The sequence below is a fragment of the Shinella sp. JR1-6 genome, assembly GCF_004284735.1.
GTDB lineage: Bacteria > Pseudomonadota > Alphaproteobacteria > Rhizobiales > Rhizobiaceae > Shinella.
Window position 1 is genome coordinate 329,246 of the sequence record NZ_SHMI01000003.1, and the last position, 24,495, is coordinate 353,740.

Consider the following 24,495-nt stretch of genomic DNA (forward strand, 5'->3'; position numbering starts at 1 on the left):
GAACGGCCGGCCGCCGCTTTCCGGGAGGCCGATGTGACGAAGCGGAAGAGCCCGGAACCGCCATGGCCTATTTCCTCCAGCAGATCGCCAATGCCGCGCCCGTTGCCGCGCTCTATGCGGCGCTCGCCTTCGGCTATTCGATCGCCTTTGCCGTAACGCGCCGGGCGGATATCGGCTATGGCGCGCTCTTCGCCTTCGCCGCGCAGATGTTCATCCTGTTTTCCGGGTACGGCTGGGATCGGCTCTGGCTGGTGTTGCCGGCAGCGCTCGGTTTCGGTGCGGTCGTCGCGCTGCTTTACGGTGTCGGAGCAGGCCTCGTCATCGGGCGCCATGTCATGCGCCCGCTCGCCTTCTCCTCGGACAACACGGTGGTGGTCGCCGCGCTCGGCGTCGTTCTGGTGCTGATGGAGACGGCGCGGCTCGCCTCGGACACGCGCAGCCTCTGGCTGCCGCCCTTTCTCAACACGCCGGTCGTCCTGTGGAGTGATCCGACCTTTCCCGTCGCGCTGACGGTGCTGCAAATGGCCAACACCCTTGCCATGGCCGCTATCGTTCTTGCCGGCCACGTCTTCCTCGCGCGGTCCGCCTGGGGCCGGCGCTGGCGGGCGGTTTCGCAGGATCGGCGGGCGGCGGAGCTCTGCGGCGTCGATGCTGCGGGCGTCTACCTTTCGGCCTATGCGCTGGCGGCGCTGATCGCCAGCCTCACCGGCATCCTTGCCGTCTCCTATTACGGCAACATGGATTTCGGCGGCGGCCTCGTCTTCGGGGTGAAGGTGCTGTTCATCGCCGCCATCGGCGGGGCGGGCACGCCGCTGCTCTCCGCCCTCGGCGGTGCGGCCATGGGCCTCGCCGAAACGCTCTGGAGCGCCTATGGCGATTTCCTGTGGCGGGATCTGGTGATCTTTTCCGCGCTGGTGCTGCTGCTGGTGATCTTCAGGCGCGAGCGGCCGTCGCCGTGAGGGACGTTACGACCACTTGTTCCGCGCCCGGTCGTCGCTTTCCTTGGCATCCACCCAGCCGCCCTCGCGGCCGTCGGCAAAGTGCTCCTTCTTCCAGAAGGGTGCGGAGGTCTTCAGATAGTCCATGACGAAGGAGGCGCCGTCGAAGGCGGCATGCCGGTGCGGGGCGAGTGCGATGACGAGCACGATGTTCTCGCCCGGTGCGATCTTGCCGACGCGGTGGATGGCGGTGATGCCGAGAAGGGCGAAGCGCTCGACGGCCTCGCGGCAGATGCGGCCGATTTCGGCTTCGGCCATGCCGGGATAATGTTCGAGCTCAAGGGCGGACAGTCTGCCGCCCTCGTCGCGACAGAGGCCGGTGAAGGTGACGATGGCACCGGTATCGCGCCGGCCGGCAGTCATGCGCGCAGCTTCCGCGGCGGCGTCGAAATCCGCCGGCTGGACGCGCACGGTGACCGGGACGCCGGCCACCGCTCAGCCTCCCGTCATCGGCGGGAAGAGGGCGATCTCGCGGGCGCCGAGGATGGGCTCGTCATGCTCGACATGCTCCTGGTTGATCGCGATGCGGATGACCGTCTCATGCTCCAGCGCGTGGGCATAGTCCTCGCCGAGCGTCTTCAGATAGGCGAGCAGGTCGCCGCCGGTCCTGACGGAGGCGGGCAGGGCGATCTCTTCCTCGCCCTTGCCGATCCGTTCGCGCACCCAGGCGAAGTAGACGAGCTTCGTCATCTCACTCGTCCACGATGTGCTTCAGGCCGACGCGGAAATAGTCGTAGCCGGTATACATGGTGATGAGGGCGGCGGCCCAGAGCAGGGTGATGCCGATCTCCGTCGTGTATGGCAGGATCTTGTCGCCGGCGGGGCCTGCCAGAAGGAAGGCGATGGCGAACATCTGGATCGCCGTCTTCCACTTGGCGATGCGCGTGACGGGTACGCTGACCTTGAGGTCGGCGAGATATTCGCGCAGGCCCGAGACGAGGATCTCGCGGCATAGGATGATGATCGCGGCCCAGATCGTCCAGCCGGCGATGGTGCCGTCGGCGGCCATCAACAGCAGCACCGAGGCGACCAGCAGCTTGTCTGCGATCGGGTCCAGCATGCGGCCGATGTTCGACGTCTGGTTCCAGATGCGGGCGAGGTAGCCGTCAAGATAGTCGGTGATCGAGGCGACGACGAACAGCCAGAAGGCCGCCCAGCGTGCAAAGTCCGACGATTCCAGCCGCCCTTCGACGAAGAAGCAGAGAACGATCAGGGGCACGGCCACGATGCGGGCGTAGGTGAGGAGGTTCGGTATGCTGTATGCGCGGGAAGCCATGGATTCTTCAGTCTCGACAGGTTTGCGGCTAGATGAGGTCTTTGTGACATCGCCGTCAACCTTTGTTTCCGGCAATTCTTGGCGATTTTACGGAGCGTGGACGAATGTCGCAGCCATTGTCGCAAAACGCTGCGGATTCTCCGGTTCTGGCGGGTTCACGTCGGAGGTTTTCCGTCCGTCGTGAAGGCGGCGGAAAAGCGCTTGCCATCCGGCAGCGTGCCCTCGCAGGCAATTGTCGCCGGTCCTTTCATCGGGTTGCCGAAACCGCAGGTGCCCGTCGCCGGAAAGACGTCCGGCTGGTCCGGCGTGTCCGTGCGGCTGACGATCACCTTGTCGAGCTTGACCACGTCCGTCTCCGGTGTCGGATTGTCGCCGTCCATGCCGGTGAAGGTAATGATGCGGCTGTCGTCGAGAACGAAATAGAAACCGACGCGGCCGTCCGGATAGGTGACGTTGAGCAGCTTTTGCGAACAGGCCTTGCTGAATTCCAGGTCGCCGACGATGAGTTCGCTACAGGTTCCGCTGACACCCAGCATCTGCGCATCGCCGACCTGCGTCTGCGCGGCGGCGGCTGTCGCGAGAAGACAGACGCCGAAGGGCGTGATCCGGCGGAAGGCGGTCATGATGTCGCTCCGGGTGAAGGAATGCCGTGGAGGCACCCTAGCACCCACCGGCAGGACGGGCCAGCTATCCCGCGGCGTCGTCGTGGAAATGGTTGTAGACGATGCGGGCGACGCTTTCGGAAATGCCGGCGACCGCCATGAGGTCGGCCATCGCCGCGCGGGAAACGGCCTTGGCGGTGCCGAAATGCTGGAGCAGGGCACGCTTGCGCGTCGGGCCGATGCCGCCGATCTCGTCGAGCGGGTTCTTCACCATTTCCTTCTTGCGCCGTGCCCGGTGCGAGCCGATGGCGAAGCGGTGCGCCTCATCGCGCAGGCGCTGCACGAAATAGAGCACGGGATCGCGCGGCGGCAGGGAGAAGTCGGCAAGGCCCTTCATGAAGAAGCGTTCGCGCCCGGCCTCGCGGTCGGCGCCCTTGGCGACGCCGATGGCGACGACCTGGTCGGTGATGCCAAGGTCTTCGAGGATGGCGCGCACCGCCGTCATCTGGCCCTGGCCGCCGTCGATGAGAATGACGTCGGGCCAGGCGGGGAAGGGCAGGTCCGCCGCGTCCGCACTCTGGTCGGCGGTGCGGTCCGGCAGTCCTTCTTCCTTGATGAGGCGGGAGAAGCGCCGGGTCATCACTTCCTTCATCATGCCGAAATCGTCGCCGGGCGTGATGTCGGTCGATTTGATGTTGAACTTGCGGTACTGCCCCTTCACGAAGCCTTCCGGCCCCGCCACCACCATGCCGCCGACGGCATTGGTGCCCATGATGTGCGAGTTGTCGTAGATCTCGATGCGGCGCGGTACGGAGGAGAGCTTGAACGTTGCGGCGAAGCCATCGAGCAGGCGGGACTGCGAGGCCGTCTCCGCCAGCTTGCGGCCATGGGCCTCGCGGGCATTGGCGACGACATGGTCGACGAGGTCCCTCTTTTCCCCGCGCTGCGGCACGGAGATGGCGACCTTGTAGTTCGAGCGTTCGGAAAGAGCCTGGCTGAGCAGGTCCATTTCCTCGACGGATTCGGAGAGAAGAATTTGCCGGGGACAGGGTTTGTCGTCGTAGAACTGGGCGAGAAACGCGTTCAGCACTTCGGCGCCTGAAAGCTGCGGGTCGGCCTTCGGGAAATAGGCGCGGTTGCCCCAGTTCTGCCCGGTGCGGAAGAAGAACACCTGGATGCAGGAGACGCCGCCCTCGTGGTGGATGGCGAAGATATCGGCTTCCTCGACGCCGGCCGGGTTTATGCCCTGGTGGCTCTGGACGTGGCTCAGCGCCGCCAACCTGTCGCGATAGACGGCGGCGCGCTCGAAATCGAGGTCTTCGGCAGCGGCATTCATGGCCTCGGCCATGTGCGCCTTCACCTTCTGGCTCTTGCCGGAAAGAAAGTCCTGCGCCTCCTGCACCAGCTCCGCATAGTCGGCATCGCGGATCTCATGGGTACAGGGGCCGGAACAGCGCTTGATCTGGTAGAGCAGGCAGGGCCGTGTGCGCGTCTCGAAGACACTGTCCGTGCAGGTGCGCAGGAGGAAGGCGCGTTGCAGCGAGTTGATCGTGCGCCCCACCGCGCCGGCGGAAGCGAAGGGGCCGAAATAGTCCCCCTTCCGGCTGCGCGCGCCGCGATGTTTGAAGATTGCCGGCGCACGCGTATCGCCCGTCACGAGAATGTAGGGGAAGGACTTGTCGTCACGCAGGAGCACGTTGAAGCGCGGGCGCAAGCGCTTGATGAGGTTCGCTTCCAGCAGCAGCGCCTCGGTTTCGGTGCGCGTGGTGACGAACTCCATGTTCGCCGTCTGGCGGATCATCTGGGAGATGCGGTTGGAATGGCCGCGGCCCTGCGCATAGTTCGTCACGCGCTTCTTCAGGCTGCGCGCCTTGCCGACATAGAGCACGTCGCCCGCCGTGTTGAACATGCGATAGACGCCGGGGCTGTTCGGCAGGCGTTTGACGAAGTGCTGGATCAGCTCGGCGCCGATGATGCCCTCGGGCGTATCGCCGCCTTCGTTCCAATCGATTCCGGGAGTGGCGATGCCGGGCGTGACGGCGCCGGTCGCCGCGGGGGATTCCTGCAGCTCGTCCTCGTCGTCCGTTTCGTTCTCGTCATAGAGGATGCCACCATCCTCCACCTTCCGGCCATTCATTCGGTTATTCCCCCGACATCGGGTGTTTCCCAGGCGAGATGCTGCCCACCATCGAGCGCTATCATTTGCCCGGTAATAGATGGCGTGTCGAACAAAAAGCGAACTGTGCGGCCAAATTCCCCAAGATCCGGTCCCCGGCGCAGGATCAGGCCCTCCACCTGCGCCTGGAAGGCGGCATCGTCCTGCCGCTCGTTCGGCAGCGACGGGCCGGGGCCGATGGCATTGACGCGCACGCGCGGCGCAAAACTCTGCGCCATGGTGCGGGTCGCCATCCACAGCGCCGATTTGGAAAGCGTATAGGAATAGTAGCGCGGCGTTGGGTTCCAGACGCGCTGGTCGATGATGTTGACGATCGAGCCCGCTGTGCCCTCGGGAAGCTGGCGAACGAAGTCGCGTGCAAGGATCGACGGCGCCTTCACATGCACGGCGAAATGCCGGTCCCACAAGGGATCGTCGAACGCCTCGACCGTGTCGGGCTTGAAGAGGGAGGCGTTGTTGACAAGGAGGTCGATGGGGCCGAGCGCCGCTGCCGCAGTGCCGATCAGTCGCCCGGTCGCCGCCCCGTCCGCGAGGTCGCATTGCACGGCGACGGCCCTTCCGCCGGCCTCATTGACGGCGCTGGCCATCGCCTCGGCGTCTTCCAGAGATGTGTTGGCATGGATGGCGACGGCGAAACCGTTCGCGATGAGGTCTTCCACGATGGCCTTGCCGATGCGTTTCGCGCCGCCCGTCACGAGGGCTGTCCTGAGGGGCTTGTTCACGAAAATCCATCCTGCCGATTCATTTGATTAACCGGCCCAAGATATAGACATCCCAGCGCAGGCTTAAACTCCCCCTGACAATTGGTTGCAGAAAAATTAATTGCAAAAGCGACTTCAAAGTAATTTGAAGTATATTTTATTGATTTTTCCGATTGATGAAATCGTGGTTAACAAATACCCTGGTGCGCAAAAGTCACATCCCATTTGTGCCGCGCCGTTGCCACAATCATTTCACATTTTGGCTCTTTCAATTCCTCAATCTTTATTCAATTTCCGCTCAACCGGGCGGGACTGAATTGGAAATGACGATGCCCGATCGCCTCCCAGAGAGGGCGTCGTTTAGTAAAGGAGAATATCATGCGTACACTTATCGCCACCCTCATCGCTTCGACCGTTTCCATGGTCGCTTTCCAGGCTGCTCACGCTGCTGACGCCATCGACGAAATTCCGCAGGCTCCGGCCGCTGAATATTCCGAGCCGGTTGCCAGCGGCAACTGGGCCGGCGCCTATGCCGGTGGTACGGCAAGCTGGCAGCGCGGTGACTTCAACCGTCAGGGCGACGCCAAGGCGAACGGCCTCGGCGGCGGCGTCTACGGCGGCTACAACATGCAGAGCGGCCAGCTCGTTTACGGCGGTGAAACCGACCTGAACTACTCGGGCGTCGATGCCGAGCGCAACGGCCTCAAGGGTAAGCAGGGCGTCAACGGCTCGATCCGCGGCCGAGTCGGTATCGACCTGAACCCGGTCCTCGTCTACGGCACGGCCGGTATCGCCGGTACCAACGTCGAGATGAAGAACGCCAACGGCAAGGACGACCGCAACATGGTCGGCTGGACCGCTGGTGCCGGTGCCGAAGCCTTCGTGACCAACAACGTCACGGCGCGTATCGAGTACCGCTACAGCGACTACCAGAAGAAGAGCTTCAACCTCGGCGGCGACAAGGTCAAGTCGGGCTTCGAAGACCACAGCGTTCGCGTCGGTCTCGGCGTGAAGTTCTAAGCCTCACGGCTCCAGCAAGACGAAAAGGCCGGGCGAAAGCCCGGCTTTTTCTGTTTTGGAGGGATGGGATTGCCCCTCACCCTAACCCTCTCCCCGCAAGCGGGGAGAGGGGATGTGCCCTGCAAATGGTCATTGCCTGGGGAAATCGGCGCGGCATATCTCCTTCGCCCCGTTTACGGGGAGAAGGTGGCCGGCAGGCCGGATGAGGGGCCTTGCAATCGAGCCGTCAGTCTTTGAACTGCGCATAGTCAGGGAAAACCGCCTCGAAGCGGGAGAGGAAGCGCTTCAGCTTCGGCCGGCCACGCTGCCATTTGCCGGCAAAGCGCAGCTCGATGTAGCGCAGCATGGCGGCTAGCGCGAAATGGCCGGCATTCGGCTTCTTGCCGAGGCGCGGCATGTTCTCTTCGAGATGGTCGAGCGCACGCTCCACCTTCTGCCACTGCCGGTCGATCCAGGGCTGGTGGACCTTCTCTTCCGGTCGCGAGCGGCGCTCGTAGACGATGGCGAGCAGGCTGTCGCAGATACCGTCGGCCGTCGCCTCCAGTATATCCACTTCCGTGCGTTTTGCCGCATTGCGGGGGTAGAGCGTACCCTTCGTCTGGCGGTCGATGTAGTTCATGATCGCACGGCTGTCATAGACAGCAAGGCCCTCGTCGGTCACGAGCGTCGGGATCTTCCCGAGGGGATTGGCAGCCAGCAGCTCCGCCGGGTCGGCATTGGTGTCGGCTGCGACCGACTGCGCGGCAAGGCCTGCGAAATGCGCGGCCATGCGCACCTTGGTGGAATAGGGCGAGGCACTCGAATAGAAGATCTTCATCAGCGGCATCCTGTTCTAGCGAATGGGCGGTTGTTCGATGGATTTGGCGCGGCAGCCCGCGCGGTCGACGGCAGGGCAGGTGCGGAAGGAAAGGTCCGTCGTCATGCAGATGCGGATCTCCTCCAGCCGCCCGTCCTCGCAGGTCACGGCGATGCCCTTGCGATCGAGCCCGGGATTGGCCGCGATGAAGGCGGCCTCCGCCGCATCGGGGGAAAACCGGGCACCGCCGCGCTGTGGCGCGAGGTCGGCGGGAATGTCGATGCGCTCGAAGGCCGCGCGGGTCACGGCAAAATAGTCCTTCTGGCTGAGGCCAGAGCAGGAGCCGTGCTTGCGCCACTGGTGGCCGACCAGCCCCATGGAGGGAATGATGTCGAGCACGGTGCGGCCGAGCTTCTCCGGCACGCGGTCCGGCTGGCGCGTCGGGCAGAATTCCGGGTAGCCGCGGTCGTTCTGCGGCCAGAGCCCGTGCACGATGAAGCCGTTGTTCTCGCCGCGCCGGCACTGTTGCGTTCGGCCGCCTGCATCGTTGTCCGCGCACCAGGTCGGTGACCAGGAGAGCGACAGCACGTAGAAATCGAAGCCCGTGCCGAGCGGCACGGCCGCGCGCGTTTCCGGCGCTTTGCGGCTCGCCTCGGTCTTCTGTTTTTCGGCCGGCTTGTCCTCGCTGCAGCCGGCAAGCGCGGCCAGCCCGGCGAGGAGCAGGCACAGGGGGCGGGCGAGGGGGAAGGAAGGCGGGCGGCTCATTGTTCGGCGGCGGCAGGCAAAGGCGTCATTGAGGTCTCCCGGTTCGGCGCGCGATTGTTGCCGCCGGACGGCAAAGGTCAAGAGGCCTTCGTCTCCCCGGCGATCCAGAAGGCGCGGGCCGAGGCGAAGCGGTCCTGCGCCAGCCGTTCCTTGAGGAAGGGCAGCAGAACGTCGAGTTCCTGCTTCAGCGTATAGGGTGGATTGACGACGATGAGGCCGGAGCCCGTCAGTCCCGTCGTCTCGCGGTCGCTCTTCACCGAAAGCTCCGCGCAGAGCATCTTGGGGATGCCTGTCTCCTTCAGCGCCTTGTGGAAGGCGGCGATGGGAGCGTTCTTTTTCAGAGGATACCACAGGCAATAGACCCCGCCGGGAAAGCGGCGCACGGCCTTTTGCAGCCCGTCGACCAGCCGCTCGTACTCGCCCTCGATCTCGAAGGGCGGATCGACCAGCACGATGCCGCGCTTTTCCTTCGGCGGCAGGTGCGCGCCGAGCGACAGCCAGCCGTCGAGCCGGGTGATGCGGCTCTGGAAGTCGCCGTCGAACAGGCGATGCAGCGTCTCGTAGTCGTCCGGATGCAGTTCCATGGCGGAGAGCCGGTCCTGCGGGCGGAAGAGCAGGCGCGCCAGTTTTGGCGAGCCTGGATAATAGGTTAGCCCGCCTTGCGGATTCAACTCGTGAACAGCCTTCAGGTAGGGCGCGAGAATTTCCGTCACCGCCGCCGGCAGGTCGCCGTCGAGCAGCCGGCCGATGCCGTTGCGCCATTCGCCTGTCTTCTGCGCTTCCCCGCTCGAAAGATCGTAGAGGCCGATGCCGGCATGGGTGTCGAGCACGCGGAACGCCTTGTCCTTGCCCTGCATGTAGAGGACGAGGCGAGCGAGCACGGCGTGTTTGAGCACATCCGCGAAATTGCCGGCGTGATAGATGTGGCGGTAGTTCATTTGAGGCCCCGTGCGACGCCCACGATCATCCGCGCTGATGCGACGATGAATTGTTGCAATGGTAGAATGATTTGCCTTTTGGCACTTCGTGCTCTGCAATATAGAAAAGCCATGAACGTTGCGACCCCCCATCTCGGAAAACCGCGTATCGGCCACTCGGCCTGTCCGCATGACTGTCCCTCCACCTGCGCCCTCGATGTCGAGATCGGCGCAGACGGACGCATCGGCCGCGTCAAGGGCAGCGCCGACAACAGCTACACGGCCGGCGTCATCTGCGCCAAGGTCGCCCGCTATGCCGATCGCCTCTACCATCCGGACCGGCTGATGAAGCCGCTGGTGCGCAGGGGCGAGAAGGGCGGTGGCGAATGGGCCGACATTTCCTGGGAGGCGGCGCTCGACGCCATTGCGGAAAGCTTCGTCAGGGCCGAGCAGGCCCATGGCAGCGAGGCGGTCTGGCCCTATTATTATGCCGGAACGATGGGTCTGGTGCAGCGCGATTCCATCGAGCGCCTGCGTCATGCGAAACGCTATTCCGGCTTCTTCGATTCGATTTGCACCAATCCCGCCTGGACCGGCTTTTCCATGGGAGCCGGAACGCTGCGCGGACCCGATCCGCGCGAGATGGCAAAATCGGACTGCGTGGTGATCTGGGGCACAAACGCCGTCTCCACCCAGGTCAACGTGATGACCCATGCGGTGAGGGCGCGCAAGGAGCGCGGGGCGAAGATCGTCGTTGTCGACATTTACGACAACCCCACGATGAAGCAGGCCGACCTTGCATTAAAACTTCGGCCCGGCACCGATGCCGCGCTCGCCTGCGCCGTCATGCATGTCGCCTTCCGCGACGGTTATGCCGACCGTGCCTATATGGAGGCATTCGCCGACGACCCGGCCGGTCTCGAGACGCATCTTGCCAGCCGCAATCCGGCCTGGGCGGCCGGAATCACCGGTCTGACGGTGGACGAAATCGAGGCCTTCGCCGCTCTCGTTGGGCAAACAAAACGGAGTTTTTTCCGCCTCGGCTATGGTTTTACCCGCAGCCGCAACGGTGCCGTCTCCATGCATGCGGCGCTCTCCATCGCCACCGTGCTCGGTTCCTGGCAGTATGAGGGCGGCGGTGCGTTCCACAGCAATTCCGCGATCTTCCATCTGCGCAAGGGCGAGCTGACGGGCGCGAAGCTCGTCGATCCCGATATCCGCATGCTCGACCAGTCGCAGATCGGCCGCATCCTGACAGGCGATGCCGTCGCGTTGCGCGGGCGCGGCCCGGTCAACGCCATGCTGATCCAGAACACCAATCCGGCGAATGTCGCGCCGGAGCAACGCCTGGTGAAGCAGGGCTTTCTGCGCGACGACCTTTTCGTGGCGGTGCACGAGCATTTCATGACCGATACGGCGAAGCTTGCCGATATCGTGCTGCCGGCCACCATGTTCGTCGAGCATGACGACATCTATCGCGGCGGTGGCCACCAGCACATCCTGCTCGGGCCGAAGCTCGTCGAGCCGCCCGAAACGGTACGCACCAATCTTTTCGTCATCGAAGAGCTCGCCAGGCGTCTCGGCGTCGGCGACATGCCGGGCTTCGGGCTTTCCGAGCAGGAGCACATCACCCGCATGCTGCCCTACTACGAGCGGGATTTCGACGGCCTGAAGGAGGAGAAGTGGATCGACTGTCAGCCGGATTTCGAAACCGCGCATTTTTCCAAGGGCTTCGGCTTTCCCGATGGCAAGTTCCGCTTCCGGCCGAACTGGACGAACACGCCCGCGCCCAACCGGCCGCCGAAGGTGCTTGGCGCCTTCGGTCCGCATGAGGCGCTGCCGACCTTCCCGGATCATGTGGCGATCATCGAGACGCCGGATGCCGATCACCCTTTCCGTCTCGCCACGTCGCCTGCCCGAACCTTCCTCAACTCGACCTTCACGGAGACGAAGGGCTCGCGCGAACGCGAGGGCCGGCCGGAGGTGATGATCCATCCCGAGGATGCGGCGGCGAGCGGTGTAGTCGAGGGCGATATCGTGCAGCTTGGCAACGTCCGCGGCGACATCCGCCTGCACGCCAAGGTGACAGACAGCGTGAAGCCGGGTGTACTGATCGCCGAAGGGATCTGGCCGAATTCCGCCCATCTCGACGGGGAGGGCATCAATGTCCTGACCGGCGCCGACCCGGTCGCGCCCTATGGCGGTGCTGCCTTCCACGACAACCGCGTCTGGCTGCGTAAGGCCTGAACGTCACGCGAGGATTTTTCATGACGTCCGACATGTCCTCCGCCGTCCGTATCGTCGATCAGCAGACGGTCTGGAAGCGCTTCATCCATCTTCGCACTGTCGTGGTCGAGCAGAGGCGGGCGGACGGCCGGGTGGAGCAGCTGGATCGCGAGGTGCACGACCATGGCCCGGCGGCCTGCGTGCTGCTGGTCGATCCGGTCCGCCAGTCGGTCATCCTGGTGCGGCAGTTCCGCCCCGGCGCCTTCTTCGGCGGCCATCCGGACGGTTTCCTTGCGGAAGTGCCGGCGGGTCTGCTCGACGACGATGCGCCCGAGGCGGCCGTCGCCCGCGAGGCGATGGAGGAGACCGGCTATGCGGTGCGCGACGTGCGCCACCTCTTCGACATCTATTCCAGCCCCGGCACGCTGACGGAGCGCGTCGGCTGCTTCGTTGCCCGTATCGACGCGACGGCGCGTGACGGCGAGGGCGGCGGCGTCGACGGGGAGGGCGAGGATATCGAGGTCGTCGAACTGCCGATCGACGAAGCCTACGGCCTCATCGCCACGGGTGGTATCCAGGATGCGAAGACCATCGTCATGCTGCAATGGCTGATGCTGCACCGTGGGGAGTTCGGCTGATTCTTCGCCGGGATTATGTTCGCGGTCGGGATGCAGAACGTTTCCGGGGCGCGGCTGGAAGCAAGGCGTAGCCCCTCACCCTGACCCTCTCCCCGCAAGCGGGGAGAGGGTACGTGCCCCACGAACCGGTGATGACGAAGGAAAACGGTGCGGCATATCCCCTTCGCCCCGCTTGCGGGGAGAAGGTGGCGGCAGCCGGATGAGGGGCGGGGACACGCGGCACCCTCCCGGCAAAAGACCCGCAAGCCTTGACAAACAGCGTCGGCCATGCGCTTTTCCGCGCGATTTTTCTTGGTCGCCGCGCCGGGTTCTTCCCGCGCGGCCTATCAGCATTTCAGGATACCACGATGCACCGTTACCGCAGCCACACCTGCGCCGCCCTCCGCAAGTCCGATGTCGGCCAGACCGTCCGTCTTTCCGGCTGGGTTCACCGCGTTCGAGATCATGGCGGCGTGCTCTTCATCGACCTGCGCGACCATTACGGCATCACCCAGGTCGTCGCCGATCCCGATTCGCCGGCCTTCAAGAAAGCCGAGACCGTGCGCGGCGAATGGGTGATCCGCATCGACGGTCTCGTCAAGGCGCGCACCGAGGATACCGTCAACAAGGGCATGCCGACCGGCGAGATCGAGCTCTACGCGCAGGACATCGAAGTCCTCTCGGCCGCCAAGGAATTGCCGCTGCCGGTCTTCGGCGAGCCGGACTATCCGGAAGACGTGCGCCTGAAGTACCGCTTCATCGACCTGCGCCGCGAGACGCTGCACAAGAACATCGTCAAGCGTACGCAGATCATCTCCTCCATGCGCAAGGGCATGGGTGAGGCGGGTTTTGCCGAATATACGACGCCGATCCTGACCGCCTCCTCGCCCGAGGGCGCGCGCGACTTCCTCGTGCCCTCGCGCATCCACGAAGGCAAGTTCTTCGCCCTGCCTCAGGCCCCGCAGCAGTACAAGCAGCTCCTGATGGTTGCCGGTTTCGACCGCTACTTCCAGATCGCGCCGTGCTTCCGCGACGAAGATCCGCGTGCCGACCGCCTGCCGGGCGAATTCTATCAGCTCGACGTCGAGATGAGCTTCGTCACTCAGGAAGACGTCTGGGAAACGATGGAGCCGATGATGACGGCCGTCTTCGAAGAATTCGCCGAGGGCAAGCCCGTCACCAAGAAGTGGCCGCGCATCCCCTATGACGAGGCGATCCGCAAGTATGGCTCCGACAAGCCGGACCTTCGCAACCCGATCGTCATGCAGGCCGTCACCGATCATTTCGCCGGTTCCGGTTTCAAGGTCTTCGCGAACATGATCGCCTCGAACCCGAAGGTCCAGGTCTGGGCGATCCCGGCCAAGACCGGCGGTTCCCGTGCCTTCTGCGATCGCATGAACGCCTGGGCACAGTCGATGGGCCAGCCCGGCCTCGGCTACATCTTCTGGCGCAAGGAGGGCGAGAAGCTCGAAGGCGCCGGCCCGCTGGCGAAAAACATCGGCGAGGAGCGCACGGAAGCCATCCGCACGCAGCTCGGTCTCGATGACGGCGATGCCTGCTTCTTCGTCGCCGGCGATCCCGCGAAGTTCTACAAGTTCGCCGGCGAAGCCCGCACGCGCGCCGGCGAGGAGCTGAATCTCGTCGACCGCGATCGCTTTGAAATGTGCTGGATCGTCGATTTCCCGTTCTACGAATACAACGAAGACGAAAAGAAGATCGACTTCGCGCACAACCCCTTCTCCATGCCGCAGGGTGGCCTCGAGGCCTTCGACAGCAAGGATCCGCTGGAGCTGAAGGCCTACCAGTATGACGCGGTCTGCAACGGCTTCGAAATCGCCTCAGGCTCGATCCGTAACCAGTCGCCGGAACTGATGGTCAAGGCCTTCGAGAAGGTCGGCCTCTCGCAGGGCGACGTGGAAGAGCGCTTCGGCGGCCTCTACCGCGCCTTCCAGTACGGTGCTCCGCCGCATGGCGGTTGCGCCTTCGGCATCGACCGCGTGGTCATGCTGCTCGTCGGCGCGAAGAACCTGCGCGAGATCTCGCTGTTCCCGATGAACCAGCAGGCACAGGACCTCCTCATGAACGCCCCGTCGCCGGCCGCCCCGGCGCAGCTGCGGGAACTGGCGCTGCGCGTCGTTCCCTCGCAGAAGAAGGACTGAGCCTTCGCGGCTGTCTCCTGTGAAAGGGCCGGTGGAAACACCGGCCCTTTCCTTTTGCGCGGACGCCACAATGCCGTGAATTCGCCGCCAGTCGATCCCAATTCCGCGCACAATCAGTCGAAATGCACCCCTAGCGTGAAGATGCGCCCGAAAGAGGCGATTCACGACTGGAGGGACTTTTCATGACATCGACGGAAGCGGACGATCCCATTCCCGTATCGGGCAGGCAGATGCCGCCCATCGAGCCGCGCGGCAATCTTGCCACGTTCCTGCGCTCGCCCGGCGTCAAATTCATCATGATCGGCATCATTTCGGTGGCGCTGCTGGTGCCGCTGCTCCTGGTCTGGGGCCTGACGGAGGAGCGCGCACAGCGCGCGGCCGATGTCTCGCGGCGCATCGCCAACGGCTGGGGCGGCGACCAGGCGATCAACGGCCCCTATCTTGCGGTACCCTTCGAGGTCGAGCGCAGCCGCACGATGGATGCGCGCACGGTTGTCGAGCGGGTGACCGAATGGGTGCTCGTCATGCCGGAAACACTCGACGTGACGGCCGACCTGAAGGCGGAGGAGCGCAAGCTCTCCATCTACACGCTGCCGGTCTATAACGGCGCGCTGACGCTGAAGGGCCGCTTTGCCGGCAACATCCTGCAGGACCTTGCGCAATTCGACGGTACGCCGCAGCTCGACCGGGCGTTTCTGGTGCTCAACATCAACGACATCACCGGCATTCGCTCCGATGCCGGTGTGAGGATCGACAACGGGGTCGCACGCCCGTTCGATCCCGGCATGCGGCAGATTTCCGCGATGGCGAGCACGGGCGTGGAGGGTTATGCCACACCACAAACGAGCGCAGGCGTGCACCGGTTCATCGAACGCCCGCTCATCGAAAATGGTTTCGTCTTCGAGATCGCCCTGTCGCTCAACGGTTCGCGCAGCTTCGCCGTCGCGCCCGCCGGCCAGACGACGACCTTTTCGGCCAAGGCGAACTGGCCGCATCCCGGTTTCGAAGGCCTCTTCCTGCCGGAGGAGAAGACCGTCACCGCGTCGGATTTTTCGGCCAAGTGGACGATCCCCTATCTCGCCCGCGGCATCGACCGCGTCGCTGCCGGCCCGACCCTGCCGTTGTCGGGCAGCATGATGAGCATCAACCTCGTGGAGCCCGTGCAGTTCTATCAGGTGGTGTCGCGGACGCTGAAATACTCGATCGGCTTCATTTCGCTCGTCTTTCTCGCCGTCTTCGTTGTGGAGCTGAAGGGCGGGCGCATGGTGCACTGGATCCAGTATGTGCTGACGGGGCTTGCGCTCATCGTGTTCTACGTACTGCTTCTGGCGCTTGCCGAACACACCGGTTTCACCATCGCCTATGCCGCAGCCTCGCTCGCCACGACCCTGTTGATCGCCGCCTATCTCGGCAGCGCGACGGGCAGCCGCAGGAACGGCCTGTCGCTCGGCGCGGTGCTGCTCTCGGCCTATGGCGTCATGTATCTGGTGCTGCGCGAGGACGAATACGCGCTGCTCGCCGGCGCGCTGATCTCCTTCGTCACCATCGCAGCGACGATGTACGCGACGCGCCGCGTCGAATGGTCGGTGCCGCAGGCGGCCCCGGCTCGCTGAGGCAAGGCTCTCAACGCAAAAGGCCCGGAGCGTCAGCTCCGGGCCTTTCCTTTTCGGTCGATCAACCGAATGTCTTACATCTCGTCGTTGGCCGTAACCGTGACGCCGAGAACCTGCGGGATGGTCTGCGGTGCCCCCATGGCGGCGCCCATGATCATCGGGAACGGTACCGGCTCCTTCGGCTCGGCGCTGATCGTGATGCTCTTGGGATCGTCGAGATAGGCGTTGGCGGCTTCCGCGATCTGGTTCTGCAGATCCGGCATGTTCAACTGGGCGAGCATGATCGGGATGAGGCCCTTCAGCGACTGGGCCATCTGGTCGCCGGAAACGCCCTGTTCGCTGCCGGCATAGTCAAGCAGCTTCTTGGTGATCGAGGCGTCTTCGAAGGAGATGGAGGCGCTGTTGAAGGTCAGCTGCTGCACGAGGCCCATCATGGACATGCCCATGGCGGCGTTGGCCTCTTCCTTGTTCGGATTGGCTTCGGCGGCCTTGATGGCCTCCTGCATGCTCTTCAGGAAGTCGAGCGTGTAGCCGGAGAACTCCAGCGCCAGGTTGAGACGGCCGACATCCTTGAAGTCGAAGGCGTATTCGTCGACGGCGAGCTTGCCGCTGGCAAGTTCCCAGCTGCCCGACATCGAGACCTTGCCTTCCAGTGTCTGCATATTCAGCTTGGCGAGCGTGTCCTTGGCCTTCGGGTCTTCGACCGAGGTGAGGTCGGCCTTCAGGTCCGACAGCGTGGCGTCGAATTCGAGGCCGGCATCGGCGTCCATGCGCTTGATGTTCGCCTCCATGCCGGACATGGAGAAGACTTCCTTGCCCTTGGAGGTGACGGAGACCGGGCCGGCGGTGGCCGATTCGTACATCAGCAGCGATTCCAGCGTGCCGGGAACGACCGTGCCGGGAATGATGACGCCGTTGATGGCGATGTCCTTGGCCGAAACCGTGGCATCCGCTTCGGTGACGTTGATGTCCTGGAACGAAACGGTCTCGACGGTGTAGCCGCCTTCGCCGTCTTCCTCGACGCCATCCATGGTGATGGTGCCGAGCTTGACCGGGGCTTCCGAGCCGGTGGCCTTCAGTTCGGCGCTGTCCAGCGTCACGGTCGAGCCGTCGACGGCGACGTTCGAGGAGCTGATGGTGACGCCGCTCGTGGCATAGGTGGCATTCAGCTTGGCCAGCAGATCCGCGCCATCGAGCGCGAAGGCGGGGCTTGCCAGGGAGGCGAGCGCGGCGCCGGCGAGGAGGGTGCGGAAATGGGAGGTGCGCATCATGTTAGGCTCTCTTTCTGGATTTTTGGACGGCTGCCTTGCCGTTACCGCATCTATACGTGCGGCGCGGCGACTATATTCGGGCCGTTGGAACTTTCCATGGAAATCTCTGCCGCCGGCCGGATTTCCGACTTAGGCTTTACAAAGCGCTATCCACAGGCTGAACGCCCGGTTTCCTTGCCGCGAATCGGCAGGAACGCTAGTCAAGACCCATGGGACAGAACACTTTGCCGCCGGATGGCGGAGACGACAATATCCTGCCGGTCGACCTCAAGGCGGCGCTGGAAGAGCGCTACCTTGCCTATGCGTTGTCGACCATCACGCAGCGCGCGCTGCCGGATGTGCGCGACGGCCTGAAGCCGGTGCACCGCCGCATCATCCATGCGATGAGCGAAATGGGCCTCAGGTCCAATTCCTCGTTCAAGAAATGCGCGCGTATCGTCGGCGACGTCATCGGTAAGTTCCACCCGCACGGCGACCAGTCGGTCTATGACGCGCTGGTGCGCCTCGCGCAGGATTTTTCGCAGCGCTACCCGATCGTCGACGGCCAGGGGAATTTCGGCAATATCGACGGCGACAACGCCGCCGCCTACCGATACACAGAAGCGCGTATGACCGAGGTCGCGACGCTGCTGCTCGAAGGCATCGACCAGGACGCCGTCGATTTCCGCAAGACCTACAACGAGGAGGACGAGGAGCCGATCGTTCTGCCGGGCGCCTTCCCGAACCTGCTTGCAAACGGTTCCTCCGGCATCGCCGTCGGCATGGCGACGTCGATCCCTTCGCACAACGTGCATGAACTGTGCGACGCGGCGCTGCATCTCATCCGTCATCCGGATGCCGATGTCGAAAAGCTCACCGAGTTCGTGCTCGGCCCCGATCTCCCGACCGGCGGCATCATCATAGACAGCCGCGAAAGCATCATCGAGGCCTACAAGACGGGACGCGGCGGTTTTCGTGTGCGTTCGAAGTGGGAGACGGAAGATCTCGGCCGCGGCGGCTACCAGATCGTCGTCACCGAAATTCCCTACCAGGTGCAGAAGTCGCGGCTGATCGAGAAGATCGCCGAGCTGCTTATCGCCCGCAAGCTGCCGCTGCTCGAGGATATCAGGGACGAATCGGCCGAGGACGTGCGCATCGTGCTGGTGCCGAAGAGCCGCACCGTCGATCCGACGATCCTGATGGAATCGCTCTTCAAGTTGTCGGAGCTGGAAAACCGCATTCCGCTCAACATGAACGTGCTCTCGATGGGACGCGTGCCGAAGGTCATGGGCCTGAAGGACGTGCTCGTCGAGTGGCTCGCCCATCGGCGCGAGGTGCTCCAGCGCCGTTCGCGCCATCGCCTTGCCGCCATCGACCGCCGCCTCGAAATCCTCGGCGGTTACCTCGTCGCCTATCTCAACCTCGACGAGGTGATCCGCATCATCCGCGAGGAGGACGAGCCGAAGACCTCCCTGATGGAGACCTTCTCGCTCACCGACGTGCAGGCCGAGGCGATCCTCAACATGCGCCTGCGCTCGCTGCGCAAGCTGGAAGAATTCGAGATCCGCACCGAATTCGACACGCTGTCGAAGGAGAAGGCGGAGATCGAGGCGCTGCTCGCCTCCGACGAGAAGCAGTGGCAGACCGTCGCCTGGGAAATCGGCGAGGTCCGCAAGAAATTCGCCAAGGCCACCGAGATCGGCCGCCGCCGCACCCAGTTCGCCAGCGCTCCGGAGGCCGATGTCGAGGCCATCCAGCAGGCGATGATCGAGAAGGAGCCGGTTACGGTCGTCATCTCGGAAAAGGGCTGGATCCGCGCGTTGAAGGGACATATCGCCGATACGTCCGGCCTCCAGTTCAAGGAGGGCGACGCCCTGAAGGTGGCTTTCCCGGCGCAGACGACCGACAAGGTGCTGATCATGACGACGGGCGGCAAGGTCTTCACGCTCGGCGCGGACAAGTTGCCCGGCGGTCGCGGCCATGGCGAGCCCTTGCGCATCATGGTCGACATGGAGAACGACCAGGACGTGCTGACCGCCTTCGTGCATGACGCCTCGCGCAAGGTCATCGTCGCCTCGCAGGCCGGCAACGGTTTTGTCGTCGCCGAAACCGAGATGGTCGCCAACACCCGCAAGGGCAAGCAGGTGATGAATGTGGGCATGCCCGACGAGGCCAAACTGGTTGTGCCGGTGCGCGGCGATCACGTCGCCGTCGTCGGCGAGAACCGCAAGATGCTGGTCTTCCCGCTGGCGCAGCTTCCCGAGATGTCGCGCGGCAAGGGCGTCCGCCTGCAGCGCTACAAGGACGGCGGCGTGTCGGATCTGCGTTGCTTCGCCATCGCCGACGGCCTCACCTGGGACGACAGCGCCGGCCGCAACTTCGTGCGCAGCAAGGACGAACTCGCCGAGTGGCTCGCCGACCGCGCCGGCGCCGGCCGCACTGTTCCCAAGGGTTTCCCGCGCAGCGGAAAGTTCAGTGGCTGATCAAACGGAATAGGGAAGGCTGACGTCGCGCAGGAAGCGCGTCGCGCCTTCCTCATCGATCTCGCCGGCTGCGACGGCGAGGACGAACGCGATGACATCGGCTTGTGATGCTTCGATCAAGAAACCGTTCAGCATCAGAAATGTGAACGCGGCGAGGAAGCCGGTTCGCTTGTTCCCGTCTGAAAATGGACGGTTTTGTACAATACCGTACAGGTAGGCCGCGGCGAGTTCAAAAACATCGGGCTGACTATAGATGGCCTTGTTGATCGGGCGAGCTAACGCGGCTTCGAGGGCGTTCTCGTCCTTGAGGCCAGCCAGCCCGCCATGCTCGCGAAGCTGCTCATCACGCATGACCTCGACGGTTTGGCGCGAAAGCCATTTGATGTCCCTCATTTGGCGAGTTCGCGCAGGGCGACGCGATATTTCTCCATGCCGAGGCGAGCGGCCTTCAACTGTTCCGCAAGGTCGGTATTTTGCGGGACCAGCTTGATCTTGCCGTCCTCCTCAGAAAGGATCAGTTCATCGCCAGCCTTGACACCCATACGGTCAAGGACGTCTTTCGGGATGATTATGCCCTCGGAATTGCCGATCTTGCGAATAGTGATGTTCATGGTGCACCTTGTTATAACCTAGTTATAACACGGCTCGCCCCTCACTTCAATTTACCCCGCAGACGGAAGCTCAACCGCGGCATCCCTCTCCGCAGCGCGGGCCCTGGAGCGCAGCTGCCACAGCGAGTGGGCGAGCAGTGCGAGGATGAGGATCGAGCCGCCGATCAGGGTTTGCGTGGTGGGTGTTTCGGCAAAGGCGACCCAGACCCAGATGGGGGCGAGCACCGTCTCGACGAGATAGAACATGCCGACTTCCGGGGCGGAAAGGTAGCGCGGGCCGGTTGCAAGACACCAGAAGGCGAGGGGGAGGAGCACGAGGCCGTTGAGGAGGATATAGACCGGCTCGGCGATCGAAAGGCCGCCGGGCGGCAGAAAGAACAGCGCAACGACGCCCGAGAGCACGGCGGCAACGAGCGGAACGAAGCCCATGTCGGCCTTGCTCCTGCGGCTGAGTGTCAAGGAGGTCGCCAGCACCAGCGCCGAGCAGAGGGCCATGGCGTCGCCGAAGAGGTTTCCGCTCGAAAGCCCGTCATGCACGATCAAAAGCACGCCCGCGACCATGGCGGCCATGGTGAGCAGCGTGGCGTTGCTCGGGCGCTCGCCGAGGAAGATCCAGGAGAGGATGGCGGCGAACATCGACGTGAAGGCGAGGATGAAGACGACATTGGCCGTCGTCGTGTTGAACACCGCCAGCATGAAGGTCAGCCCGTTGATGCCGTAGCACAGGCCGATCAGCAGGCCGATGCGCCCGGGAACGAGCACCGTCCTGCGGCGCAGGACGAAGTTCAGACCGGCCCAGAGCGCGATCGCCACAACAAAAACCGAGATATTCCGCACGGCGACCATTGACCAGACGTCGCCGCCGGCAGCGCGGATCAGCGGAATGTCGAAGGAGAGGGCGAGGCCGCCGATGGCGGTGATGAGAAGACCCTTGCGGTGAAGGGCGGGATCGCTTGTCGAGGGCACGGCGGAACCGGTTTTGGAAGCTGGAAAGGCGTTGAATACAATGTTTCTGGAGCAGGTCGGGCTTTCGCCGATATGGCTTCAGGTATCGTTGGTCTCGCCGTCATAGCGCTCCCAGCCGCGTGGCATCAGGTGTTCCTGCGGCAGAAACTTCGTCTTGTAGTCCATCTTGCGCGATCCCTTGACCCAGTAGCCGAGATAGACATGCGGCAGGCCGAGCATTCTGGCGCGGCGGATGTGGTCGAGAATCATGAAGGTGCCGAGGGAGCGGTCCGCCACCTCGGGATTGTAGAAGGAATAGACCATGGAGAGGCCGTCGCCCATGCGGTCCGTCAGCGCCACGGCGAGCAATTCGCCCTGCGGCCGTTCCTTCAGACCCGAGCCTTCCTCGCGCAGGCGGTATTCGATGATCTTGGTGTGCACATGGGTGTCCTCCACCATCATCGCATAGTCGAGCACCGACATGTCGGACATGCCGCCCTTCTGGTGGCGGGCATCGAGATAATGACGGAAGAGGGAGTATTGCTCGCTGGAGGGCTCGGCCGGATATTCGTGCGAAATGAGATCGGCGTTGGCGGCCAGCACCTTGCGCATCGAGCGGCGCGGTTCGAACTCATTGACGAGAATGCGCACGGAAATACAGGCGCGGCAGGTCTCGCAGGCAGGTCTATAGGCGATGTTCTGCGAGCGGCGGAACCCGCCCTGCGTCAGGAGGTCGTTCAGTTCCGGCGCACGCTCGCCCACCAGATGGGTAAACACCTTCCTCTCCATCTCCTGCGGCAGATAGGGACAGGCCGCCGGCGCGGTGAGATAGAATTGCGGAGAGGGTGTTGCCTGCGTATTCATCGGCCGTGGGGCGACTCCGTCGCTGTGTGACACTTCTATGCCAATACCATGGCCTAGTTCAAAAAAAGGTCAACTGGGGCGCGACCCTTCCGGCCGGAATCGACCGGGACAACGGATTGCGCGCGCGGTGAGGGCGCCCCGTCCTCAGTAACGGTCCCGGCGCACCACCACGGTGCCAAGCAGGAGGTCGTGCAACAGGCGGCCACGGTCGGTGAAGAGGCCGACGAGCACGATGAACGGCGTCAGAAGCGCGTTGCCGATCCAGAACAGCACGAGATGCACGATCGCCGTCAGGAAGTCGATCGGGCGCCCATCCACACGGGCAAGTGCGAGGCCCATCACGTTCATGCCGGCGCTCGCCTGGCTCGGGCCGCCCATCGTCAGGCCGAAATAGAGCATGGCGACAATGGCGAAGAGCGCCGGATAGAGGAAGAAGCCGAGGCCGAGTGTCAGGATGCCGAGGAAGAACACGATCACGGCGGCCGGGATCCAGAGCAGGGCGACGATCGCATAGTCGATCAGAAACGCAAAAATCCGGCGCGACAGCACGCCGCGATAGGCCTGCCAGTCTGTCGTCGGAACCCGCGTTTCGTTGAAGTCGGCGCTCATCTCATTGTCTCCCGAATGGAACATGCCTGTTATATGGGGAGGCTCTTGGGGGAAAACAACGGTGATTGGGGTTGGGGGCGTATGCCCTTCATCCGGCCTGCCGGCCACCTTCTCCCCGCAAGTGGGGCGAGGGGGATATGCCGCGCCGTTTTCCGAACTCTCTGCCGTAGAGTTGGGCACGTCCCCTCTCCGCGCTTGCGGGGAGAGGGTTAGGGGGAGGGGCAAATCGGATTTCAGCCCTTGCGGGCGAGATGCCGCGCCACGTCCATCGCAAAGTACGTCAGGATGCCGTCACACCCCGCGCGCTTGAACGCCAGGAGGGTCTCCAGCATCACGCGTTCGCCGTCGATCCAGCCGTTCATCGCGGCGGCCTTGATCTGGCTGTACTCGCCCGAGACCTGATAGGCGAAGACCGGAAGACCGAAGGCCTCCTTCATGCGCCAACAGATATCGAGATAGGGAAGGCCGGGCTTGACCATCAGCATGTCGGCGCCTTCCTCCACGTCGAGCGCTGCATCGCGGATCGCCTCCGTGCCGTTGGCCGGGTCGATGTAGTAGGTCTTCTTGTCGCCCTTCAGGAGGCCGCCGGTGCCGATCGCGTCGCGGTACGGGCCGTAGAAGGCGGAAGCGAATTTCGTTGCATAGGACATGACGCCGACATCCTGGTGGCCGGCGGCGTCGAGCGCCTGGCGGATGACGCCGATGCGGCCGTCCATCATTTCCGACGGCGCGATGATGTCGGAGCCCGCATCGGCCTGGATGACCGCGGCGCGCGCCACAAGTTCGACCGTCTCGTCGTTGACGATGACGTCGCCGCGCAGCACGCCGTCATGGCCGTGGCTGGTGAAGGGGTCGAGCGCGACGTCGGTGATGACGCCGATATTGGGCACGGCCTTCTTGATGGCGCGCGTCGCGGCGTTGATGAGGTTGTCGGCCGCAAGGCTGTTCGAGCCGGTCTCGTCGCGCAGGTGCATCTCGATGTTCGGGAAGGTGGCGATGGCGGGAATGCCGAGATCTGCGGCTTCCTTTGCCGCTTCCACCAGCCTGTCGACGCTCATGCGGTTGACGCCGGGCATGGCGGTGACGGGGTCAATGACATTCTCGCCGGGCACCACGAAGACCGGCCAGATGAGATCATCGACCGTCAGACGGTTTTCCTGGACCAGCCGGCGCGTCCAGTCGGCCTTCCGGTTGCGCCGCATGCGGCGGTGGCCGGTGATCTCGTCGACGATGTTCCTGCTGCCGGTCATGATGCCATTTCCTTGCGTGGGCCTGTTTTCGCCTCCTTATCATGCTGCATGCGTCAATCAAATCGCCAGCGATACGGGGGCGTGCGGCATATGGCCGTGCATGATCGCGGTTACGGGCTTTATGCCGGCCGGCCTTGCCCTTACTGTCCGCGCCATGGTTGCTGATTCTGCAAAGGGCCCGAGGCCCAGCCTGACCGAGACGCTGTTCGCGCTGTTCCTGCGGCTGGTGGCGGTCGGCTCGTTGTGGTTCGCGCTGCAGTACTGGGCGATGCTGACGGGCTTCTCCTTCGGCGGGCAGGGGCGTTTCGACCTGCTGCCGCCGGCCTGGAAGGCGGCCTACACGGCGCTCGCCGTGCTGTTTCCCGTTGCGGCCGTCGGCCTCTGGCTTCTCGTCTCCTGGGGGCCGGTGATCTGGCTCATCGCGGCCGCCACCGAGATCGCCATGCACGAGGTCTATCCCTCGACCTTCGGCGTCAACCGGCTGCTGGTTCTGACCCACGGTGCCATCGCGCTTGTCTTCGTTCTTTTCCGCGTCGCGCTCTTCGTCCAGCGCCGCCGGCAGGCCCGCACGGTAAGAACTGATTCACCCTGAGACAGAGTCGCCTTCCGGTAAGGCG

Annotated in this window: 23 protein-coding genes and 1 pseudogene; 8 read left to right on the forward strand and 16 right to left on the reverse strand. The window is 63.9% G+C overall.

From position 1 onward, the window contains the following. The first annotated feature begins 62 nt into the window (after positions 1-62). Positions 63-959 carry a branched-chain amino acid ABC transporter permease gene (locus tag EXZ48_RS06840; RefSeq protein WP_130514980.1) on the forward strand — a complete coding sequence of 299 codons (897 nt, stop codon included), beginning with the start codon at positions 63-65 and terminating at the stop codon, positions 957-959. A 6-nt stretch (positions 960-965) separates the two neighbouring features. Here EXZ48_RS06840 and EXZ48_RS06845 read toward each other — a convergent pair whose 3' ends face one another. The 6 genes from EXZ48_RS06845 to EXZ48_RS06870 form a co-directional block, all read right to left on the reverse strand. After that, on the reverse strand, positions 966-1,430 hold the full coding sequence (locus EXZ48_RS06845) for a molybdenum cofactor biosynthesis protein MoaE (RefSeq protein WP_050742913.1): 465 nt from the start codon (positions 1,428-1,430) through the stop codon (positions 966-968). Between the two features lie 3 nt (positions 1,431-1,433). Then, the gene (moaD, locus tag EXZ48_RS06850; RefSeq protein ID WP_050742914.1) at positions 1,434-1,688 is read right to left on the reverse strand and encodes a molybdopterin converting factor subunit 1; all 255 of its coding nucleotides are present in this window, start codon (positions 1,686-1,688) and stop codon (positions 1,434-1,436) included. A gap of 1 nt (position 1,689) precedes the next feature. After that, entirely contained in the window at positions 1,690-2,274 is a 585-nt protein-coding gene (pgsA, locus tag EXZ48_RS06855) for a CDP-diacylglycerol--glycerol-3-phosphate 3-phosphatidyltransferase (RefSeq protein ID WP_023515486.1), read from the reverse strand. A gap of 155 nt (positions 2,275-2,429) precedes the next feature. After that, positions 2,430-2,897, reverse strand: coding sequence for a hypothetical protein (locus EXZ48_RS06860; RefSeq protein WP_130514982.1), 468 nt, complete (start codon positions 2,895-2,897; stop codon positions 2,430-2,432). A gap of 64 nt (positions 2,898-2,961) precedes the next feature. After that, entirely contained in the window at positions 2,962-5,013 is a 2,052-nt protein-coding gene (uvrC, locus tag EXZ48_RS06865; RefSeq protein WP_130514984.1) for an excinuclease ABC subunit UvrC, read from the reverse strand. Further along, the gene (locus tag EXZ48_RS06870) at positions 5,010-5,774 is read right to left on the reverse strand and encodes an SDR family oxidoreductase (RefSeq protein WP_130514986.1); all 765 of its coding nucleotides are present in this window, start codon (positions 5,772-5,774) and stop codon (positions 5,010-5,012) included. The genes uvrC and EXZ48_RS06870 overlap by 4 nt, the downstream gene beginning before the upstream one ends. Before the next feature lie 357 nt (positions 5,775-6,131). Between EXZ48_RS06870 and EXZ48_RS06875 the strand changes: the two genes are divergently transcribed. Beyond that, positions 6,132-6,773 carry an outer membrane protein gene (locus EXZ48_RS06875; protein ID WP_024271289.1) on the forward strand — a complete coding sequence of 214 codons (642 nt, stop codon included), beginning with the start codon at positions 6,132-6,134 and terminating at the stop codon, positions 6,771-6,773. Between the two features lie 226 nt (positions 6,774-6,999). On the opposite strand, the gene EXZ48_RS06880 is transcribed toward EXZ48_RS06875, so the two are convergent. The 3 genes and pseudogenes from EXZ48_RS06880 to EXZ48_RS06890 form a co-directional block, all read right to left on the reverse strand. Continuing rightward, the gene (locus EXZ48_RS06880) at positions 7,000-7,593 is read right to left on the reverse strand and encodes a glutathione S-transferase (RefSeq protein ID WP_197032903.1); all 594 of its coding nucleotides are present in this window, start codon (positions 7,591-7,593) and stop codon (positions 7,000-7,002) included. 12 nt (positions 7,594-7,605) lie between these two features. Then, positions 7,606-8,415 carry a ribonuclease T(2) gene (locus tag EXZ48_RS06885; protein WP_371687642.1) on the reverse strand — a complete coding sequence of 270 codons (810 nt, stop codon included), beginning with the start codon at positions 8,413-8,415 and terminating at the stop codon, positions 7,606-7,608. 26 nt (positions 8,416-8,441) lie between these two features. Continuing rightward, a pseudogene (locus EXZ48_RS06890) lies at positions 8,442-9,443 on the reverse strand (23S rRNA (adenine(2030)-N(6))-methyltransferase RlmJ); the annotation flags it as partial. On the opposite strand from EXZ48_RS06890, the gene EXZ48_RS06895 reads away from it, so the two are divergent. The 4 genes from EXZ48_RS06895 (at position 9,339) to creD (ending at position 15,866) form a co-directional block, all read left to right on the forward strand. Further along, a complete protein-coding gene (locus EXZ48_RS06895; protein ID WP_371687643.1) occupies positions 9,339-11,498 on the forward strand; it encodes a molybdopterin-dependent oxidoreductase in 2,160 nt (719 codons plus the stop codon). The pseudogene EXZ48_RS06890 and the gene EXZ48_RS06895 overlap by 105 nt on opposite strands. A 20-nt stretch (positions 11,499-11,518) precedes the next feature. Further along, the gene (locus EXZ48_RS06900; RefSeq protein WP_050742919.1) at positions 11,519-12,115 is read left to right on the forward strand and encodes an NUDIX domain-containing protein; all 597 of its coding nucleotides are present in this window, start codon (positions 11,519-11,521) and stop codon (positions 12,113-12,115) included. 347 nt (positions 12,116-12,462) lie between these two features. Further along, positions 12,463-14,253, forward strand: a complete 1,791-nt coding sequence (aspS, locus tag EXZ48_RS06905) for an aspartate--tRNA ligase (RefSeq protein ID WP_130514990.1) — start codon at positions 12,463-12,465, stop codon at positions 14,251-14,253. A gap of 182 nt (positions 14,254-14,435) precedes the next feature. Then, entirely contained in the window at positions 14,436-15,866 is a 1,431-nt protein-coding gene (gene creD / locus EXZ48_RS06910; RefSeq protein WP_165909296.1) for a cell envelope integrity protein CreD, read from the forward strand. A 74-nt stretch (positions 15,867-15,940) separates the two neighbouring features. Here creD and EXZ48_RS06915 read toward each other — a convergent pair whose 3' ends face one another. After that, positions 15,941-17,137: a hypothetical protein gene (locus EXZ48_RS06915; RefSeq protein WP_023512798.1), complete on the reverse strand. Its 1,197-nt coding sequence runs from the start codon at positions 17,135-17,137 to the stop codon at positions 15,941-15,943. 209 nt (positions 17,138-17,346) lie between these two features. Here EXZ48_RS06915 and parC point away from each other — a divergent pair, with 209 nt between their 5' ends. Next, positions 17,347-19,599 (forward strand): DNA topoisomerase IV subunit A, encoded by a 2,253-nt coding sequence (parC, locus tag EXZ48_RS06920; protein WP_023512799.1) that lies wholly within the window; start codon positions 17,347-17,349, stop codon positions 19,597-19,599. On the opposite strand, the gene EXZ48_RS06925 is transcribed toward parC, so the two are convergent. The 6 genes from EXZ48_RS06925 to hemB form a co-directional block, all read right to left on the reverse strand. After that, the gene (locus tag EXZ48_RS06925; protein ID WP_050742921.1) at positions 19,600-19,992 is read right to left on the reverse strand and encodes a type II toxin-antitoxin system death-on-curing family toxin; all 393 of its coding nucleotides are present in this window, start codon (positions 19,990-19,992) and stop codon (positions 19,600-19,602) included. It lies immediately after the preceding gene. Then, the gene (locus tag EXZ48_RS06930; RefSeq protein WP_024270876.1) at positions 19,989-20,210 is read right to left on the reverse strand and encodes an AbrB/MazE/SpoVT family DNA-binding domain-containing protein; all 222 of its coding nucleotides are present in this window, start codon (positions 20,208-20,210) and stop codon (positions 19,989-19,991) included. The genes EXZ48_RS06925 and EXZ48_RS06930 overlap by 4 nt, the downstream gene beginning before the upstream one ends. 51 nt (positions 20,211-20,261) lie before the next feature. After that, positions 20,262-21,176 (reverse strand): DMT family transporter, encoded by a 915-nt coding sequence (locus tag EXZ48_RS06935; RefSeq protein ID WP_023516920.1) that lies wholly within the window; start codon positions 21,174-21,176, stop codon positions 20,262-20,264. Positions 21,177-21,254: 78 nt separating this feature from the next. Beyond that, positions 21,255-22,019, reverse strand: coding sequence for an arginyltransferase (locus EXZ48_RS06940; RefSeq protein ID WP_023516919.1), 765 nt, complete (start codon positions 22,017-22,019; stop codon positions 21,255-21,257). A gap of 144 nt (positions 22,020-22,163) precedes the next feature. Beyond that, positions 22,164-22,628: an RDD family protein gene (locus EXZ48_RS06945; RefSeq protein ID WP_023516918.1), complete on the reverse strand. Its 465-nt coding sequence runs from the start codon at positions 22,626-22,628 to the stop codon at positions 22,164-22,166. A gap of 233 nt (positions 22,629-22,861) precedes the next feature. After that, a complete protein-coding gene (gene hemB / locus EXZ48_RS06950) occupies positions 22,862-23,878 on the reverse strand; it encodes a porphobilinogen synthase (RefSeq protein WP_023513588.1) in 1,017 nt (338 codons plus the stop codon). Positions 23,879-24,032: 154 nt separating this feature from the next. Here hemB and EXZ48_RS06955 point away from each other — a divergent pair, with 154 nt between their 5' ends. Next, entirely contained in the window at positions 24,033-24,470 is a 438-nt protein-coding gene (locus tag EXZ48_RS06955; RefSeq protein ID WP_037407643.1) for a DUF6163 family protein, read from the forward strand. The last annotated feature ends 25 nt before the right edge of the window (positions 24,471-24,495 follow it).

Coding starts and splice junctions, on each gene's coding strand:
- EXZ48_RS06840 (WP_130514980.1), top strand. CDS start 63: ATGGCCTATTTCCTCCAGCAGATCGCCAATGCCGCGCCCGTTGCCGCG.
- moaD (WP_050742914.1), bottom strand. CDS start 1,688: ATGACGAAGCTCGTCTACTTCGCCTGGGTGCGCGAACGGATCGGCAAG.
- pgsA (WP_023515486.1), bottom strand. CDS start 2,274: ATGGCTTCCCGCGCATACAGCATACCGAACCTCCTCACCTACGCCCGC.
- EXZ48_RS06860 (WP_130514982.1), bottom strand. CDS start 2,897: ATGACCGCCTTCCGCCGGATCACGCCCTTCGGCGTCTGTCTTCTCGCG.
- uvrC (WP_130514984.1), bottom strand. CDS start 5,013: ATGAATGGCCGGAAGGTGGAGGATGGTGGCATCCTCTATGACGAGAAC.
- EXZ48_RS06875 (WP_024271289.1), top strand. CDS start 6,132: ATGCGTACACTTATCGCCACCCTCATCGCTTCGACCGTTTCCATGGTC.
- EXZ48_RS06895 (WP_371687643.1), top strand. CDS start 9,339: ATGATTTGCCTTTTGGCACTTCGTGCTCTGCAATATAGAAAAGCCATG.
- EXZ48_RS06900 (WP_050742919.1), top strand. CDS start 11,519: ATGACGTCCGACATGTCCTCCGCCGTCCGTATCGTCGATCAGCAGACG.
- aspS (WP_130514990.1), top strand. CDS start 12,463: ATGCACCGTTACCGCAGCCACACCTGCGCCGCCCTCCGCAAGTCCGAT.
- creD (WP_165909296.1), top strand. CDS start 14,436: ATGACATCGACGGAAGCGGACGATCCCATTCCCGTATCGGGCAGGCAG.
- EXZ48_RS06915 (WP_023512798.1), bottom strand. CDS start 17,137: ATGATGCGCACCTCCCATTTCCGCACCCTCCTCGCCGGCGCCGCGCTC.
- parC (WP_023512799.1), top strand. CDS start 17,347: ATGGGACAGAACACTTTGCCGCCGGATGGCGGAGACGACAATATCCTG.
- EXZ48_RS06925 (WP_050742921.1), bottom strand. CDS start 19,992: ATGAGGGACATCAAATGGCTTTCGCGCCAAACCGTCGAGGTCATGCGT.
- EXZ48_RS06930 (WP_024270876.1), bottom strand. CDS start 20,210: ATGAACATCACTATTCGCAAGATCGGCAATTCCGAGGGCATAATCATC.
- EXZ48_RS06940 (WP_023516919.1), bottom strand. CDS start 22,019: ATGAATACGCAGGCAACACCCTCTCCGCAATTCTATCTCACCGCGCCG.
- EXZ48_RS06945 (WP_023516918.1), bottom strand. CDS start 22,628: ATGAGCGCCGACTTCAACGAAACGCGGGTTCCGACGACAGACTGGCAG.
- hemB (WP_023513588.1), bottom strand. CDS start 23,878: ATGACCGGCAGCAGGAACATCGTCGACGAGATCACCGGCCACCGCCGC.
- EXZ48_RS06955 (WP_037407643.1), top strand. CDS start 24,033: ATGGTTGCTGATTCTGCAAAGGGCCCGAGGCCCAGCCTGACCGAGACG.